The organism is Streptomyces sp. NPDC060035 (assembly GCF_042736635.1).
In the GTDB taxonomy this organism is placed as follows: Bacteria; Actinomycetota; Actinomycetes; order Streptomycetales; family Streptomycetaceae; genus Streptomyces.
In genome coordinates this window covers 18,367-32,741 of the sequence record NZ_JBHWVO010000036.1, presented here as the reverse complement: position 1 = coordinate 32,741, position 14,375 = coordinate 18,367, and the positions used below count along the sequence as shown (strand labels likewise).

At 68.4% G+C, this 14,375-nt stretch carries 16 protein-coding genes; 6 read left to right on the top strand and 10 right to left on the bottom strand.

The genetic code is table 11. The features are described from left to right. Positions 1-7: 7 nt before the first annotated feature. Positions 8-202, top strand: a complete 195-nt coding sequence (locus ACFWBQ_RS34585; RefSeq protein ID WP_385506528.1) for a DUF3046 domain-containing protein — start codon at positions 8-10, stop codon at positions 200-202. 151 nt (positions 203-353) lie between these two features. Then, on the top strand, positions 354-1,475 hold the full coding sequence (locus ACFWBQ_RS34580) for an AI-2E family transporter (RefSeq protein WP_385506602.1): 1,122 nt from the start codon (positions 354-356) through the stop codon (positions 1,473-1,475). 110 nt (positions 1,476-1,585) lie between these two features. Here ACFWBQ_RS34580 and ACFWBQ_RS34575 read toward each other — a convergent pair whose 3' ends face one another. Then, on the bottom strand, positions 1,586-2,497 hold the full coding sequence (locus ACFWBQ_RS34575; protein WP_385506600.1) for an SDR family oxidoreductase: 912 nt from the start codon (positions 2,495-2,497) through the stop codon (positions 1,586-1,588). Positions 2,498-2,771: 274 nt separating this feature from the next. On the opposite strand from ACFWBQ_RS34575, the gene recA reads away from it, so the two are divergent. Both recA and recX read left to right on the top strand, forming a co-directional pair. Beyond that, on the top strand, positions 2,772-3,902 hold the full coding sequence (gene recA / locus ACFWBQ_RS34570) for a recombinase RecA (protein WP_385506520.1): 1,131 nt from the start codon (positions 2,772-2,774) through the stop codon (positions 3,900-3,902). Between the two features lie 3 nt (positions 3,903-3,905). Beyond that, positions 3,906-4,598: a recombination regulator RecX gene (gene recX, locus ACFWBQ_RS34565; protein WP_385506515.1), complete on the top strand. Its 693-nt coding sequence runs from the start codon at positions 3,906-3,908 to the stop codon at positions 4,596-4,598. A 127-nt stretch (positions 4,599-4,725) separates the two neighbouring features. On the opposite strand, the gene ACFWBQ_RS34560 is transcribed toward recX, so the two are convergent. The 9 genes from ACFWBQ_RS34560 to ACFWBQ_RS34520 all read right to left on the bottom strand — a co-directional run bounded on the left by ACFWBQ_RS34560 (position 4,726) and on the right by ACFWBQ_RS34520 (position 11,927). After that, complete coding sequence (locus tag ACFWBQ_RS34560; protein WP_385506512.1) at positions 4,726-5,361, bottom strand: hypothetical protein; 636 nt, start codon at positions 5,359-5,361, stop codon at positions 4,726-4,728. Between the two features lie 229 nt (positions 5,362-5,590). Then, positions 5,591-5,998, bottom strand: coding sequence for a rhodanese-like domain-containing protein (locus ACFWBQ_RS34555; protein WP_385506509.1), 408 nt, complete (start codon positions 5,996-5,998; stop codon positions 5,591-5,593). Further along, the gene (locus tag ACFWBQ_RS34550) at positions 5,995-6,546 is read right to left on the bottom strand and encodes a cysteine dioxygenase (RefSeq protein ID WP_385506506.1); all 552 of its coding nucleotides are present in this window, start codon (positions 6,544-6,546) and stop codon (positions 5,995-5,997) included. The genes ACFWBQ_RS34555 and ACFWBQ_RS34550 overlap by 4 nt, the downstream gene beginning before the upstream one ends. Positions 6,547-6,621: 75 nt before the next feature. Continuing rightward, positions 6,622-6,708, bottom strand: coding sequence for a putative leader peptide (locus tag ACFWBQ_RS34545; RefSeq protein WP_311605579.1), 87 nt, complete (start codon positions 6,706-6,708; stop codon positions 6,622-6,624). Positions 6,709-6,740: 32 nt separating this feature from the next. Then, positions 6,741-8,375, bottom strand: a complete 1,635-nt coding sequence (locus tag ACFWBQ_RS34540) for an FAD-dependent monooxygenase (RefSeq protein ID WP_385506503.1) — start codon at positions 8,373-8,375, stop codon at positions 6,741-6,743. A 188-nt stretch (positions 8,376-8,563) separates the two neighbouring features. Beyond that, the gene (locus ACFWBQ_RS34535; RefSeq protein ID WP_385506500.1) at positions 8,564-9,475 is read right to left on the bottom strand and encodes an amino acid ABC transporter permease; all 912 of its coding nucleotides are present in this window, start codon (positions 9,473-9,475) and stop codon (positions 8,564-8,566) included. After that, positions 9,472-10,137, bottom strand: a complete 666-nt coding sequence (locus tag ACFWBQ_RS34530) for an amino acid ABC transporter permease (protein WP_385506498.1) — start codon at positions 10,135-10,137, stop codon at positions 9,472-9,474. The genes ACFWBQ_RS34535 and ACFWBQ_RS34530 overlap by 4 nt, the downstream gene beginning before the upstream one ends. Before the next feature lie 97 nt (positions 10,138-10,234). Next, positions 10,235-11,077 (bottom strand): glutamate ABC transporter substrate-binding protein, encoded by an 843-nt coding sequence (locus ACFWBQ_RS34525; protein ID WP_385506496.1) that lies wholly within the window; start codon positions 11,075-11,077, stop codon positions 10,235-10,237. 64 nt (positions 11,078-11,141) lie between these two features. Next, on the bottom strand, positions 11,142-11,927 hold the full coding sequence (locus ACFWBQ_RS34520; RefSeq protein WP_385506494.1) for an amino acid ABC transporter ATP-binding protein: 786 nt from the start codon (positions 11,925-11,927) through the stop codon (positions 11,142-11,144). Positions 11,928-12,270: 343 nt separating this feature from the next. Between ACFWBQ_RS34520 and ACFWBQ_RS34515 the strand changes: the two genes are divergently transcribed. After that, a complete protein-coding gene (locus ACFWBQ_RS34515; protein ID WP_385506493.1) occupies positions 12,271-12,963 on the top strand; it encodes a response regulator transcription factor in 693 nt (230 codons plus the stop codon). A gap of 15 nt (positions 12,964-12,978) precedes the next feature. After that, positions 12,979-14,373 (top strand): sensor histidine kinase, encoded by a 1,395-nt coding sequence (locus tag ACFWBQ_RS34510; protein ID WP_385506491.1) that lies wholly within the window; start codon positions 12,979-12,981, stop codon positions 14,371-14,373. The last annotated feature ends 2 nt before the right edge of the window (positions 14,374-14,375 follow it).

Below are 14,375 nucleotides of genomic sequence, written 5' to 3'. Positions count from 1 at the left end.
TGAAGGCATGCGGTTGACGATTTTCTGGGAGCGGATGGCGGACCACTTCGGTGCCGGGTATGCGGAGTCCTTCGCGCGCGACCATGTGATGGCCGAGCTCGGCGGACGTACGGTGCACGAAGCACTGGCCGCGGGCTGGGAGACCAAGGACGTCTGGCGCGGGGTCTGCTCGGCTGTCGGCATCCCCGCCGACAAGCGCTGACCGGCAGGGCGGGCGGTCGGCTGTCACCAACGTGAGCGAGACTTGTCCCGTGGCACCGACAGACGAGACCGCCGAGATCCAGCCGCCCGACTCACCGCCCGTCCCGCCGGCCGCGCCACCGACTCCCCCGCCCGGCAGCGGTCCGCGCGGCATGCCTGCCTGGCTGCCGCGCGCGATGATTCTGGCCCTGGCGCTCTACGGGTGCTTCCAGCTCGGCAGCTGGGCGTTCGACCAGCTCATCGGGTTGCTGACCAACGTACTCATCGCCTTCTTCCTGGCGCTCGCCATCGAGCCGGCGGTCGGCCGCATGGCGACGCGCGGGATGCGCCGCGGACTTGCCACTTTCCTGGTCTTTCTCGGGGTACTGGTCGCCGGAGTCGGCTTTGTCGTACTGCTCGGCTCCATGCTCGCGGGCCAGATCGTCGACATGGTCGAGGACTTCCCCCAGTACCTCGACTCGGTGATCAACTGGGTCAACCAGACCTTCCACACCGAGCTCTCCCGGGTCGGGGTGCAGGACAGCCTGCTCCACTCGGACTGGCTCCAGAAGTACGTCCAGAACAGCGCGACCGGAGTGCTCGATGTCTCCACAACCGTGCTCGGCGGGCTGTTCCGGCTGCTGACGATCTTCCTGTTCTCGTTCTACTTCGCGGCCGACGGCCCACGGCTGAGGCGGACGCTGTGTTCGGTACTGCCGCCCGCCCGGCAGGCCGAGGTGCTGCGCGCCTGGGAGATCGCGGTCGACAAGACCGGCGGCTATCTCTACTCGCGCGGCCTGATGGCGCTGATCTCCGGAGTGGCGCACTACATCCTGCTGGTGATCCTCGGTGTGCCGTACGCGCCGGCGCTCGCAGTCTGGGTCGGTCTGGTCTCGCAGTTCATCCCGACGATCGGTACGTATCTCGCGGGGGCGCTGCCCATGCTGATCGCCTTCACCGTCAATCCCTGGTACGCGTTGTGGGTGCTCGGATTCGTCGTGGTCTACCAGCAGTTCGAGAACTACGTGCTGCAGCCCAAGCTCACCTCGAAGACGGTCGACATCCACCCCGCAGTCGCCTTCGGGTCCGTGGTCGCGGGTACCGCGCTGATGGGAGTGGTCGGTGCGCTGATCGCCATTCCCGCAGTGGCGACGCTCCAGGCATTCCTGGGCGCCTACGTGAAGCGCTACGCCGTGACGGACGACCCGAGGGTGCACGGCGGCCACCGCTGGCGCCGCGGCGAGTCGGTCCTGTCACGGATCCGTCGTGCGATCAGGGGCAGCGGCGAGCGATGACGCGGGGTTGCCGGCTCAGGAGCGACCGGTGACGCGGGGTTGCCGGCTCAGGAGCGACCGGTGACGCGGGGTTGCCGGCTCAGGAGCGACCGATGGCGCGGGCTGTCGGCTCAGCGGTAGCCGGTGACATCGGCGGGCAGTCCGGGATCCTGGACCTCGGTGACATATCTCCAGGCGTCGGGGCGGCTGCCGTCGAGATCGGTGAAGCCATAGATCTGGGCCAGCTGTCCGCTCGACAGCGAGTCCCCGTTCCAGCGAGCCGCCTCGGGGTCCTGGGCGAGCGCGACCACAGCCCGTCCGACGAACGCCGGCGACTCGGAGATGGCGAAGTGGGGCGAGTGGGCGACGGCGTCACGCCAGTTCGCCTCGGTGACCCCGTGGGCCTGGAGCATTGCCTCGGATCTGAGCCAGCCCGGAGTGAGTGACACAGCGGTCGCTCCGTGCGGCTCCACCTCGTGCCCGAGAGCGAAGGCCATCCGGTTCACCGAGGCCTTCGCGAGGTCGTAGAAGAACGACACCCGGTAGTTGGCAGCGTTGTACTCGTCCGTGCCGTCCGTCACCTCGACGACCAGACCACCCGGTGTAGCGATGAGGAGAGGGATTGCGAAGTGGCTGGTGATCGCGTGGGTGTCGACGGCCAGGCGCAGCGTGTGCAGCCCGGTCTCCAGGGACGACTCCCAGACGGACTTGTTCCACTCGATCTCGGCGCCCCAGATGTCGTTCACCAGGACGTGCAGAGCACCCTGCTCGCTCCGAATACGTGCCACCAGAGCGCTGACCTGGGAGGGCACGAGATGATCGACCCGGACGGCGATACCGTGACCGCCTGCCTCGTCGACGAGTGCCGCGGTCTCCTCGATGGTCTCGGGACGGTCCATCTCCGACCGCTCGGAACCACTGGTACGTCCGGTGACATACACGGTCGCTCCAGCCGCTCCCAGCTGAACGGCGATTCCCCGGCCGGCACCTCGTGTACCACCGGCGACAAGAGCGACTTTTCCTGACAGATCGCTCGGAGGCATCTTCATATCGCCGGAACCTAGCATGACGGCTGTCACCTTTTGTTGACTTGACCGGCAGTGACTGTTATAAGTCGCTACCCTCGGTTGTGTCGGCCCGGCGCGGTGTGCTTGACACTGAAATCGAACATCCATTCTCATGGGTTTCCGGCCGGGTTTTCCCGGGCCCGACCGTGGAGTTATCCACAGGCCGGGAGGACGTCGAGGCCCATTGTCAGTGGCAGGGGTTAGCGTCTTTGACGTGAAGCGATCGACTCAAGCAAATCGGGTGGAACCCATGGCAGGAACCGACCGCGAGAAGGCGTTGGACGCCGCACTCGCACAGATTGAACGGCAATTCGGCAAGGGCGCGGTGATGCGCCTCGGTGAGCGGCCGAACGAGCCCATCGAGGTGATCCCCACCGGGTCGACGGCACTCGACGTCGCGCTCGGCGTCGGCGGCCTGCCGCGCGGCCGTGTGGTGGAGGTGTACGGACCGGAGTCCTCCGGTAAGACGACGCTGACGCTGCACGCCGTGGCGAATGCGCAGAAGCTCGGCGGCACGGTGGCCTTCATCGACGCCGAGCACGCCCTCGACCCCGAGTACGCGAAGAAGCTCGGCGTCGACATCGACAACCTCATCCTGTCCCAGCCGGACAACGGTGAGCAGGCTCTCGAGATTGTGGACATGCTGATCCGCTCGGGCGCCCTCGACCTGATCGTCATCGACTCCGTCGCGGCCCTGGTGCCCCGTGCGGAGATCGAGGGCGAGATGGGCGACTCGCACGTGGGTCTGCAGGCCCGTCTGATGAGCCAGGCGCTCCGGAAGATCACCAGTGCGCTCAACCAGTCCAAGACCACAGCGATCTTCATCAACCAGCTCCGCGAGAAGATCGGTGTGATGTTCGGCTCGCCGGAGACCACCACCGGTGGCCGCGCGCTCAAGTTCTACGCCTCGGTGCGCCTCGACATCCGACGGATCGAGACGCTCAAGGACGGCACCGACGCCGTCGGCAACCGCACCCGCGTCAAGGTCGTCAAGAACAAGGTCGCGCCGCCCTTCAAGCAGGCCGAGTTCGACATCCTCTACGGCCACGGGATCAGCCGCGAGGGCGGTCTGATCGACATGGGCGTGGACAACGGCTTCGTCCGCAAGGCCGGCGCCTGGTACACGTACGAGGGCGACCAGCTCGGCCAGGGCAAGGAGAACGCCCGCAACTTCCTCAAGGACAACCCCGATCTCGCCGACGAGATCGAGAAGAAGATCCTGGAGAAGCTCGGCATCGGTGTCCGTCCGGAGGACCCGGCGAAGGAGCCCGCTGCCGATGCGACGGCCACCGATGCCGCCGCGGCCGACGGGACGGCGAAGTCGGTGCCCGCTCCTGCGACCAAGGCCAAGCCCGCCAAGGCTGCGGCGGCCAAGAGCTAGGCCGTGACGCGTCGCACGGAGTGGCAGGGCAGCGCCCCCGGCGCGGGTCCCGGCCCCGAATTCGCCGCAGAGTCCGCAGACGGTCCCCCGGGTTCCGGCCCGGGGACCGGGTTCGGCGAGGGAGCGGGCCGTCGTTCCCGCTCCCGTTCCAGAAGCAGCGGTTCCCCCGCCCCGTCGAGGGCCGGGAAGGGGGAACCGCTCGACCCGGTCGAGCAGGCACGCAACATCTGCCTGAGGCTGCTGACCGGGACCCCGCGCACGCGCAAGCAGCTGGCCGACGCCCTGCGCAAGCGGGAAGTCCCCGACGAGGCGGCTGAGGAAGTGCTGTCGCGCTTCGAGGATGTCGGGCTGATCAACGACGCGCGGTTCGCCGACGCCTGGGTCGAATCCCGGCATCACGGCAGGGGCCTGGCCCGTCGGGCTCTCGTACAGGAGCTGCGCACCAAGGGCGTGGACTCCGCGGTGATCGACGAGGCGGTCGGACAGCTCGATTCGGAGCAGGAGGAGGAGACCGCCAGGGAGCTTGTCGCGCGCAAGCTCCGCTCCACCCGGGGGCTGGACCGGGACAAGCGCCTGCGCCGGCTCGCGGGCATGCTCGCGCGCAAGGGGTACGGGGAAGGGATGGCCCTGCGCGTGGTCCGTCAGGCGATCGAGCAGGAGGGCGAGGACATGGAAGGGCTGGACGAGACCTACTGAGAAGTGGTCGGCGGTAGCGGAGGGGGCTGTCGCCGACCGGTGCCGGACCGGACCGGCATCCCGCAGGCAGGTTCAGAGTCCTACCGGCTCGGCGTGCCGCGTACGGGAGGTTCAGAGTCCGGCAGGCTCAGTGTCCGGCCAGGGATGCCCGGCGGATCGTGGCGTCGAGCAGGGCCAGTGCATCCGAGGCCGTACGGCCGGGATGCCGGTTCCACGGGCCGATCAGTCCGGTCCAGCCCTGTGAGCGCAGTTCGGTGATCAGCCAGGCGCCCGCACGGTCCACAGTGTCCAGAGAGCCGTAGCCGAGCCTGTGTGCGGTCAGCATGGCCCCGCACACGCAGCGGGCACCACGGGCGTTGCGCAGGCGGTACGGCGTGTTCTGCCAGCCCCACTCGGTCAGGATCTGCCGCGCGTAGCCGAGATGGGTGGAAGGGCGGACGTCGGGCTGCCCGATGCGGCGCCACGCATGAAGGCGCTCGGGCAGGACCGCACCCAGCCGCCCGGGGAGCGGGCGCTCGCGGGGCGGTGTGACGGGCACAGTCCGCAGCGACTCGTGGATGAGCCGGTCGACGGGCACGGACAGCAGATCCCGCCAGTCGGCCGGAGTCCGGGACGGTGCTGCGTGTGAAGGCGTGGGTGCCGGAAGGCCGGGCTCGAGGGCGGTGCGCTCCCAGCCCGTGACGATCTGCTGCCAGGCCTGCGTGTCATGGAGCAGCAAGGCGTGGGCGTCGAGCTGGTCAGGGGTGAGGCCTGCGGTTTCCATCGGCGCGACATCTCCGTACATTTCGATCCTCAGTGATGAGGCGAATGTCCGTCGCGCGAGGCGAATGCTCCACCGGGGAGCAGCGTTCGGGTGGGTCGGGGCATCATTCGGTCCTGCGAGCAGCCGCGTGGCCTGCCTCCGCGTCACCCGGACTGCGGCCGGTACCGGGGGCTCCGAGCGGAGCCCCCGGTACCCGTACAGGTACAGCTGCCAAGCCGGGAGCCGTCGGTCAGAGAGTGACCGGGAGGCCGGCGGTGCGCCACGCCTGGAAGCCGCCGACCAGGTCGGTGGCCCGGTGCAGTCCCAACTGCCGCAGGGAATCGACCGCGAGACTCGACGCGTATCCCTCGTTGCAGATCACCACGACCCGCAGATCGTGGCTCACGGCCTCCGGAGCGCGGTGGCTTCCCTGCGGATCGAGCCGCCACTCCAGCTCATTGCGCTCGACGACCAGTGCCCCCGGGATCAGGCCGTCCGCCTCGCGCAGCGCCGCGTACCGGATGTCGACCAGCAGCGCCCCGTCCGCCGCTGCTGCGGCGGCGTCCTCGGGGCCGATCCGCTCGTAGCCGGCCCGGACCCGGTCCAGCAGCTCGTCGATCCCCACCGGCTCCGCCCGCTGCTCGTGTGCGCTGCTCACTGCCAGTCCTCCGGGCGTTCGGTCTGCTCCAGGCGGAGCACCGCACCCGTCCGGCTGAACCGGCGGATCTGCGGCAGCGGCGGGTAGTAGGCGTGCACCGATACGGCGTGTTCGTGGTCGGACTCGTTGAGCACCTCGTGCACATGGTGCCGGCCGAACGCCCTGCCCCGGCCCTTCGCAAGCTGCCGGGTCCGGTCGATCCCTTCGGTCAGCTCAAGGGTCTTCCAGCCATCGGCGGGCAGCCGGGCGGCCAGCGAGTGCTCAGTGAGGACGCCTGCGGCCAGGGTGAACGCGCCGATCGACTCGGCGTGGTCGTGCCAGCCGGTGCCGGTACCCGGCGGCCAGCCGATCAGCCAGGCCTCGCTGCCATCCGGGCCGTCGAGCCGGAGCCAGGTGCGGCCCTCGGGATCGAGCGGGAGCGAAGCGATGAGCGCGGCGTCGTCCGCGGTACGGCGGACGAAGTCGAGGAGCTCCGTGGCCGTCGGCCCGGGGGCGCTGGTACCGACGGCGGACGCGGGCGTGGGTACGGAGGGGGAAGGTGCAGACACAGTGACCGTCCTGAGAGTTCGCTTGGAGGCACGCGTCCGTACGGAAAGCAGCACGGCGCGGCATGACGAGGCGATTCAGCAGGACGGGCGACACACGCAGCCCGCGTAGCGGACGAGGTCCATGTGGACCCTCCGCCACAGGCGCACATCGGTGTCGGTCATGATCTGGAGTACACCATGTGCGCGGGGGACGGTCAATTGACGTCCGCGGTCCGGTCGGAGTCCGCGGTCGCGGGAGCCGCGTCCCCGTCAGTGCTGTCCACGGCACCGCCGCGCGCCGCGTCGGCCGCGGCGTAGAGCTCCGCGGACCGAACCCCGCTGAACGCCGCCACGAGGTGCCCGTCCGGCCTGACCAGCAGCACAGTGTGCGCCGTCGCACCCGGATAGCTCTCGGTCACCAAAAGTTCGGCCTTCACGGGCAGCGCGTCCACCGCCTCGACGAGCCGGGGCATGACACCGGCGGTCAGCCAATGCCGGCGGTCCCACACCCCTGTGCCTGGTGCGACCAGGATCACCAGCAGATGCCCCTGCCCCAGCCGGTCGCGCAGCCGCACCGTCTTCCCGTCGGGCGCCGTCACCCGCGCATCGGCGACCGGCGCACCCGGGGGCGTACCCACGTGAGTGTGCGCCCCGGCGCGTTGAGGTGAAAGAGGGGACTGGGTGTACGAAGGGGGCGCACCCAGGGGGCCGCATCCCAGATGGCCATCGGCCAGCAGGGTGTCGTGCCCGCGTCCACTGCCCGGCACCAGCGTCCGCAGGCCCGGCCCGCCACGCAGTATGGGCAGCGACTGATCGGCGGCGCGCAACCGGGAGGCGACGGCAGCCCTTCGCTCCGCCTGGTAGCTGTCGAGCAGCAGCTCGGAGGCACCGTGGTGCCAGGCCTGCGCAAGCTTCCAGGCCAGGTTCTCGGCATCCCGCAGTCCCTCGTCCAGCCCCTGGGTGCCCAGAGCCCCCAGCAGATGGGCGGCGTCGCCGGCCAGGAAGGCCCGCTTCGACCGCCAGCGCAGGGCGAGGCGGTGGTGCAGCGTGTACACGCCGGTGTCCAACAGCTCATATGCCGGGGTTTCGCCGCACCAGCCCGCCAGGGTGTCGCGGATCCGGGTGACCAGAGCATCAGGGGTGACGAGCTCACCGCGAGGCGGAAGGAGCCAGTCCAGCCGCCAGACGCCGTGGGGCAGGGGCCGCGCGGTGACCTCCGCACCCCCGGTACGCCACGGCGGCGCCCGGTGCAGCACGGCCTCGTCGGGCCACGGCAGTTCGGCGCGGAGCGCGGCCACGGCATGCCGTTCCACCGCCGTACGGCCGGGAAACCTGATCTCCAGGAGTTTGCGCACGGTGGACCTGGCGCCGTCGCAGCCGACCAGATAGCTTCCGCGCCACCACGTCGAGCCGGGCTCCCTGGTGTGCACGGTGACACCGTGCGGGTCCTGCTCCAGAGTGTCGATCCTGCTGAACGGGACCATGCTGATCAGGTGCTGCGTCGAGGCTGCGGCCCGCAGGCCCCGGGTGAGGGCATGCTGGGGAAGATGAACGGGGGAGGGCAGCGGAACAGGACCTTCCGCGTTGCCGAGCGGAACCGCGCGTACCAGCTGCTTGCGCCGCACCGACCGCCATCCCGCCCAGCGCAGCCCCTCGTCGCGGAGGCTCTCGCACCCGAGCCGCTCGACCAGGTCCGCGGTGTCCTCGCGCAGAACCACGGTGCGGGCGGGGCGCGGTTCGTCCTTGCCCGGCCCCTCGTCGAGTACGACGGAGGGGACGCCCTGAGCTGCGAGGGCGAGCGACAGTGCCAGGCCGACCGGCCCGGCACCGACCACGATCACCGGGTCCACGGTGTGAACCCTCCGGCGCTGGCGGTCGACGGCGTACGGGAGGAAGGCGTTGCGGCGGCGGAGGCTGGGGGCGCGATCACAGAACGTATGCAACCTACTGCCGGTGCTTGCGTCAAGTGACAACGGAACGTGGCGGGGGGCGCGGCATCTGCGCCGGCGCCCCCCAGTGATTTCTGACCGACGATCCGTCAGACCTTGCGTGTGCCGTCCGACTTGACCGGCGGTGCCTCGATGGTCGCCAGACCGCCGTCCGGCGCGGCGCCGACCACTGCGCCAGTGCTCTTCTTCGCGCGGCGCAGCCTGCCTTCGAGCCAGCTCGCGAACGAGGTGAGTGCGAAGTTCACCACGATGTAGATCAGCGCGACGATGGTGAAGCACGCGATGGTGTTCGCACCGTAGTTCGCGCTCATCGGACGGACCGATGCGAGCAGCTCGGGGAAGGTGAGCACCGCACCGCCGAGTGCGGTGTCCTTCACGATGACGACGATCTGGCTGACGATCGCAGGCAGCATGGCGGTGACCGACTGCGGCAGCAGCACGTACCGCATGGTCTGGCCCTTGCGCATGCCGATCGCCTTGGCGGCATCCGTCTGCCCCTGCGGGAGGGACAGGATCCCCGCCCGCACGATTTCCGCGAGGACCGATGCGTTGTACAGCACGAGACCCGTGACGACGGCGTACAGCGGACGCACGTCACTGCTGATGGTCGTGAACTCCGAGTACGCGGCGTTCGCGGCGATCATCAGGATCAGCACCGGGATGGCGCGGAAGAACTCCACGACGATGCCGGACGGCATCCGCATCCAACGGTGGTCGGAGAGCCGGCCGATACCGAACAGCGCTCCGAGCGGCAGAGCGATCAGCAGGGCGAAGAACGCGGCCTTGAGCGTGTTCTGGAGCCCGGGCCAGAGGTACGTCTGCCACGGCAGGGAACTCGTGAAGAACGGCTCCCACTTCACCCAGTCCAGCTGGTGCTTCGAGTTCAGACCGTCGTAGACCCACCACAGCACGCCGGCGAAGGCGATCAGGAAGAGGACGGAGTACAGGACGTTGCGCCGCTTGGCGCGGGGCCCCTGTGCGTCGAAGAGGACGGATGTCATCGCTTCACCGCCACCTTCTTGCTCACCCAGCCGAGGACAAGCCCGGTCGGGAGGGTGAGGCAGATGAATCCGAACGCGAAGACGGCAGAGATCAGAATCAGTTGAGCCTCTGCTTCGATGATGGTCTTCATGAGCGACGCGGCCTCGACGACACCGATCGCCGCGGCGACGGTGGTGTTCTTGGTCAATGCGATCAGCACATTGGCCAGCGGATTGACGACCGAGCGGAACGCCTGCGGGAGGATGATCAGCCGCAGCACCTGGGTGAAGCTCAGCCCGAGTGCGCGGGCGGCCTCGGCCTGGCCCGCGGGCACCGTGTTGATACCCGAGCGCAGCGCCTCGCAGACGAAGGCGGCGGTGTAGAGGGAGAGCGCGAGTACCGCGAGCCGGAAGTTGATGACCTTGAAGTCGTCGGACCCGAAGGTGATCCTGAGCGTCTGGAAGAGGCCCAGCGACGCGAAGACGATGATCACGGTCAGCGGGATGTTGCGGACAATGTTCACGTAGGCGGTTCCGAAACCGCGCATCAGGGGGACCGGGCCGACCCGCATGCCGGCCAGCAGCGTTCCCCATATGAGGGCACCGAGGGCGGAGTAGACGGTGAGTTTCACCGTCACCCAGAAGGCCCCCAGTAGGTCGTAGGGCTCAAGAAAGTCGAACACGATCTCCCGTGCTTCCGCGTGTGGGGAGGGCTCGGTGCGCCGCCTCGACGGCGGCGCACCTCATCGGCCCAGCTTCGGACCGCCCGCAATGGGGGTCTTACTTGACGATGTTGCCGATCTCCGGCGCCTTCTCGTTCTTGTAGTTGGCCGGGCCGAAGTTGGCCTCGACCGCCTTGTCCCACGAACCGTCCGAGACCATCTTGGTGAGCGCGGCGTCGATCTTCTTCTTGAGGTCGGCGTCGCCCTTCTTCAGGCCGATGCCGTAGTTCTCGTTGCTCATCTTGAAGCCGGCCAGCTTGAACTTGCCCTGGAACTGGGCCTGCGCGGCGAAGCCGGCCAGGATGGAGTCATCGGTCGTCAGCGCGTCGACGGCCTCGTTCTCCAGGCCGGTCAGGCACTCGGAGTAGCCGCCGTACTCCTGCAGCTGCGCCTTCGGGGCGAGCTTCTCCTTGACGTTCGCCGCAGAGGTCGAACCGGTGACGGAGCAGAGGTTCTTCGAGTTCAGGTCCGCCGGGGACTTGATCGAGACGTCATCGGCGCGGACCAGGATGTCCTGGTGCGCCAGCAGGTAGGGGCCGGCGAAGTCGACCTTCTGCAGGCGCTCGTCGTTGATCGAGTAGGAGGCGGCGATGAACTTCACGTCGCCTCGCTCGATCGCGGTCTCGCGGTCGGCGCTCTTCGTCTCCTTGAAGACGATGTTCTTGGCGTCGAAGCCGAGCTCCTTGGCGACGTACGTGGCGACATCGACATCGAAACCGGTGTACTTGCCCTCGGGCGTCTTCAGACCGATGCCGGGCTGGTCGATCTTGATACCGATCGTGATCTTCTTGCCGCCGCCGGAGCCCGCGGCGTCGCCCTTGTCTTCGGAACCACAGGCGGTGGCGGTGAGGGCGAGCGCGAGCACGGCGGCCGAGGCGGCGGTGATCTTACGAAGCTGCATGGTGAAATTCCCTGGGTTGACGCGATGTGAGTGTTCAGCTGGTCCGGAGAACAGTCGTACGGGATCAGTGGTGAAGGATCTTCGACAGGAAGTCCTTGGCCCGGTCGCTGCGCGGGTTGCTGAAGAACTGGTCGGGCACTGCCTCTTCGACGATCTTTCCGTCCGCCATGAAGACGACCCGGTTGGCCGCCGACCTGGCGAAGCCCATCTCGTGGGTGACGACGACCATGGTCATTCCGTCCCGGGCGAGCTGCTGCATGACCTCCAGCACCTCATTGATCATCTCCGGGTCGAGCGCGGACGTCGGCTCGTCGAACAGCATGACCTTGGGGTCCATCGCCAACGCACGAGCGATGGCGACGCGTTGCTGCTGACCGCCGGAGAGCTGCGAAGGGTACTTGTCGGCCTGCGTGGCCACGCCCACCCGGTCGAGCAGCGAACGTGCCTTGTCCTCTGCGACCGCTTTGTCCATCCTGCGGACCTTGAGCTGGCCCAGCATCACGTTCTCGAGCACCGTCTTGTGCGCGAAGAGATTGAACGACTGGAAGACCATGCCGACGTCGGCGCGCAGCTTGGCCAGCTCCTTGCCCTCCTGGGGCAGCGGCTTGCCGTCGATCATGATCGCGCCTGAGTCGATCGTCTCCAAGCGGTTGATCGTGCGGCACAGCGTGGACTTCCCGGACCCGGAGGGCCCGATGACGACGACGACCTCGCCACGGGCGATGGTCAGGTCGATGTCCTGGAGCACATGCAGCGCGCCGAAGTGCTTGTTGACGTTGCTCAGTACGACAAGGTCGTCTCCCGCAGGTGCGGCATCCTCGGCGGCCTTGGTCACTGAAACTCCGCTCATCGGCTTTTTGCTCCGTCCTCCTCGGTTAGGGAAAGACCCTAATGACGCAGTGCTACCAGCGTCATTACATCTGAGCGGAAATTGAGGATAACGATCCGGCTGCAACCGGACACTCCGTGTGAACGGGACGCCCTGAAGCGCACGTCGGAGTACCGGGTGGGTAACGGAAACCCGGTGGTAACGGGCTGGGTCTTGACTCGCATACCCGTCATCGGAGTGGATGCCCTGGTACGGGATGACGTGAATCGTCGCTGTACGAGAAGGTCCGCAGGGCGGAACACCTGCACAACATCACACATTGTTTTCAATCGTCCCGAAATGTCGGGAAGCGGAGAGGGGGGCCATGAGACTGCTGCTCGTCGAGGACGACGACCACGTCGCGGCGGCCCTGTCCGCCGTGCTCGCGCGGCACGGATTCCAGGTCGTGCACGCCCGCAACGGCGAGGAAGCCCTGCAGGCGCTGCTGCCTGCGGACAAGGAGCCCTTCGGGGTCGTACTCCTCGACCTCGGGCTGCCCGACCAGGACGGCTACGAGGTGTGCGGGAAGATCCGCAAGCGCTCGGCGATCCCGGTGATCATGGTGACCGCGCGTGCAGACGTACGCTCACGGATCCACGGCCTCAATCTCGGCGCGGACGACTATGTCGTCAAGCCTTACGACACCGGCGAGCTCCTTGCCCGGATCCACGCGGTCGCCCGGCGCGGGTCGTCCGGCGAGGACACCGGGCAAACCCCCCTCGCGGCACTGCGGATCGGCCCCGTGCACATCGAGCTGCCGACCCGCAGGGTCAGCGTCGACGGCAATGAGGTCCAGCTCACGCGCAAGGAGTTCGACCTCCTCGCGCTGCTCGCACAGCGTCCCGGTGTGGTCTTCCGCCGGGAGCAGATCATCAGTGAGGTATGGCGGACCAGCTGGGAGGGGACGGGGCGCACGCTCGAAGTGCATGTCGCGTCACTGCGCTCCAAGCTGCGGCTTCCCGCACTGATCGAGACCGTGCGGGGCGTCGGCTACCGGCTCGTTCCGCCGTCCGCGTAGGGGCGAACGTTTCCGGTGCGTACCCGTCTGCTTCCCCTGCTCATCGTCCTGATGGCCGCCGTGCTGCTCGCGTTGGGCTTTCCGCTGGCCGTGCGGGTGGCCGCCGCCGAACAGCAGCGGGTCGTCATCGACCGGATCGACGACACCGCGCGCTTCGCCGCACTCGCCCAGTTCGTCGGCGAGCCCGTCGGGGGCAACGACGATCGGCAGCGGATCCTCCAGACCGAACTCGAGGCCTACGACTCGGTGTACGGGATCAGAGCGGGCGTCTTCTACCGGGACGACAGGGCCCTCGCGAAGGCCCCTGCCTCCTGGGCCCTGCCCGTCGGGGGGGAGGGGCGTGAGGCGTTCGAGGAGGCCCTGCTCGGCCGCCGTTCCCATGACCCGCCCCAGGTATGGCCGTGGCAGAACGGCCGGGTCGTCGTCGCCTCGCCCGTGGTGCGTGACGGCGACGTGGTCGCTGTCGTGGTGACTGACTCGCCCACCGGCGAGATGCGGTCCCGGACCCTTCGGGGCTGGCTGCTGATCGCTCTCGGCGAGGCCGTGGCGATGCTGGTGGCGGTCGGCGCCGCGTTCCGGCTCACCGGTTGGGTGCTGCTGCCCGTACGGATTCTGGACGCGGCGACCCACGACATCGCCAGCGGCCGGATGAGATCCCGGGTCGTCGCGTCCGGAGGACCGCCGGAGCTCAGGCGCCTGGCACGCTCGTTCAACGAGATGGCCGACAACGTCGAGGACGTGCTGGAGCAGCAGCGCGCCTTCGTCGCCGATGCCTCGCACCAGTTGCGCAACCCCCTGGCCGCTCTGCTGTTGCGGATCGAGCTTCTCGCGCTCGAACTCCCCGAGGGCAACGAGGAGATCGCCTCGGTGCGCACGGAGGGCAAGCGCCTGGCCCACGTCCTGGACGATCTGCTGGATCTGGCGCTGGCCGAGCACGCCGCAGCGGACCTCCAGCTCACGGACATCGGGGCGCTCACCGGCGAGCGCGTCGCCTCCTGGCGTCCGCTGGCCGAGGACAAGGGCGTACGGCTGGTGCTGGACGGTGCGTCCGCCGTGACCGGCTGGGCCGACCCGATCGCGCTCTCCAGCGCCTTGGACGCCGTCGTCGACAACGCGCTGAAGTTCACCCCGGAGGGCGAGGAGGTCAGGGTCACCGTCGTCTCCGACGGCGCGGTTGCCACGGTCGTCGTCGCCGACCGCGGGCCCGGGCTGACCGAGCAGGAGCTGGAGCGCATCGGTGACCGGTTCTGGCGCAGCAACCGGCACCAGAACGTCAAGGGATCGGGCCTGGGGCTCTCCATCGCCCAGGTGCTGCTCGCCGCAGGCGGCGGGACCGTGGGCTACGACAAGCACGAACCGCACGGTCTGCGGGTGACACTCAGCGTGCCGCGCAACCTTCCGCACGTTTGATA

Bases quoted from the DNA above. Each gene is read 5' to 3' on its own strand.
- ACFWBQ_RS34585 (WP_385506528.1), top strand. From the start codon at position 8: ATGCGGTTGACGATTTTCTGGGAGCGGATGGCGGACCACTTCGGTGCC.
- ACFWBQ_RS34580 (WP_385506602.1), top strand. From the start codon at position 354: ATGCCTGCCTGGCTGCCGCGCGCGATGATTCTGGCCCTGGCGCTCTAC.
- ACFWBQ_RS34575 (WP_385506600.1), bottom strand. From the start codon at position 2,497: ATGCCTCCGAGCGATCTGTCAGGAAAAGTCGCTCTTGTCGCCGGTGGT.
- recA (WP_385506520.1), top strand. From the start codon at position 2,772: ATGGCAGGAACCGACCGCGAGAAGGCGTTGGACGCCGCACTCGCACAG.
- ACFWBQ_RS34560 (WP_385506512.1), bottom strand. From the start codon at position 5,361: ATGGAAACCGCAGGCCTCACCCCTGACCAGCTCGACGCCCACGCCTTG.
- ACFWBQ_RS34545 (WP_311605579.1), bottom strand. From the start codon at position 6,708: ATGACCGACACCGATGTGCGCCTGTGGCGGAGGGTCCACATGGACCTC.
- ACFWBQ_RS34535 (WP_385506500.1), bottom strand. From the start codon at position 9,475: ATGACATCCGTCCTCTTCGACGCACAGGGGCCCCGCGCCAAGCGGCGC.
- ACFWBQ_RS34525 (WP_385506496.1), bottom strand. From the start codon at position 11,077: ATGCAGCTTCGTAAGATCACCGCCGCCTCGGCCGCCGTGCTCGCGCTC.
- ACFWBQ_RS34520 (WP_385506494.1), bottom strand. From the start codon at position 11,927: ATGAGCGGAGTTTCAGTGACCAAGGCCGCCGAGGATGCCGCACCTGCG.
- ACFWBQ_RS34515 (WP_385506493.1), top strand. From the start codon at position 12,271: ATGAGACTGCTGCTCGTCGAGGACGACGACCACGTCGCGGCGGCCCTG.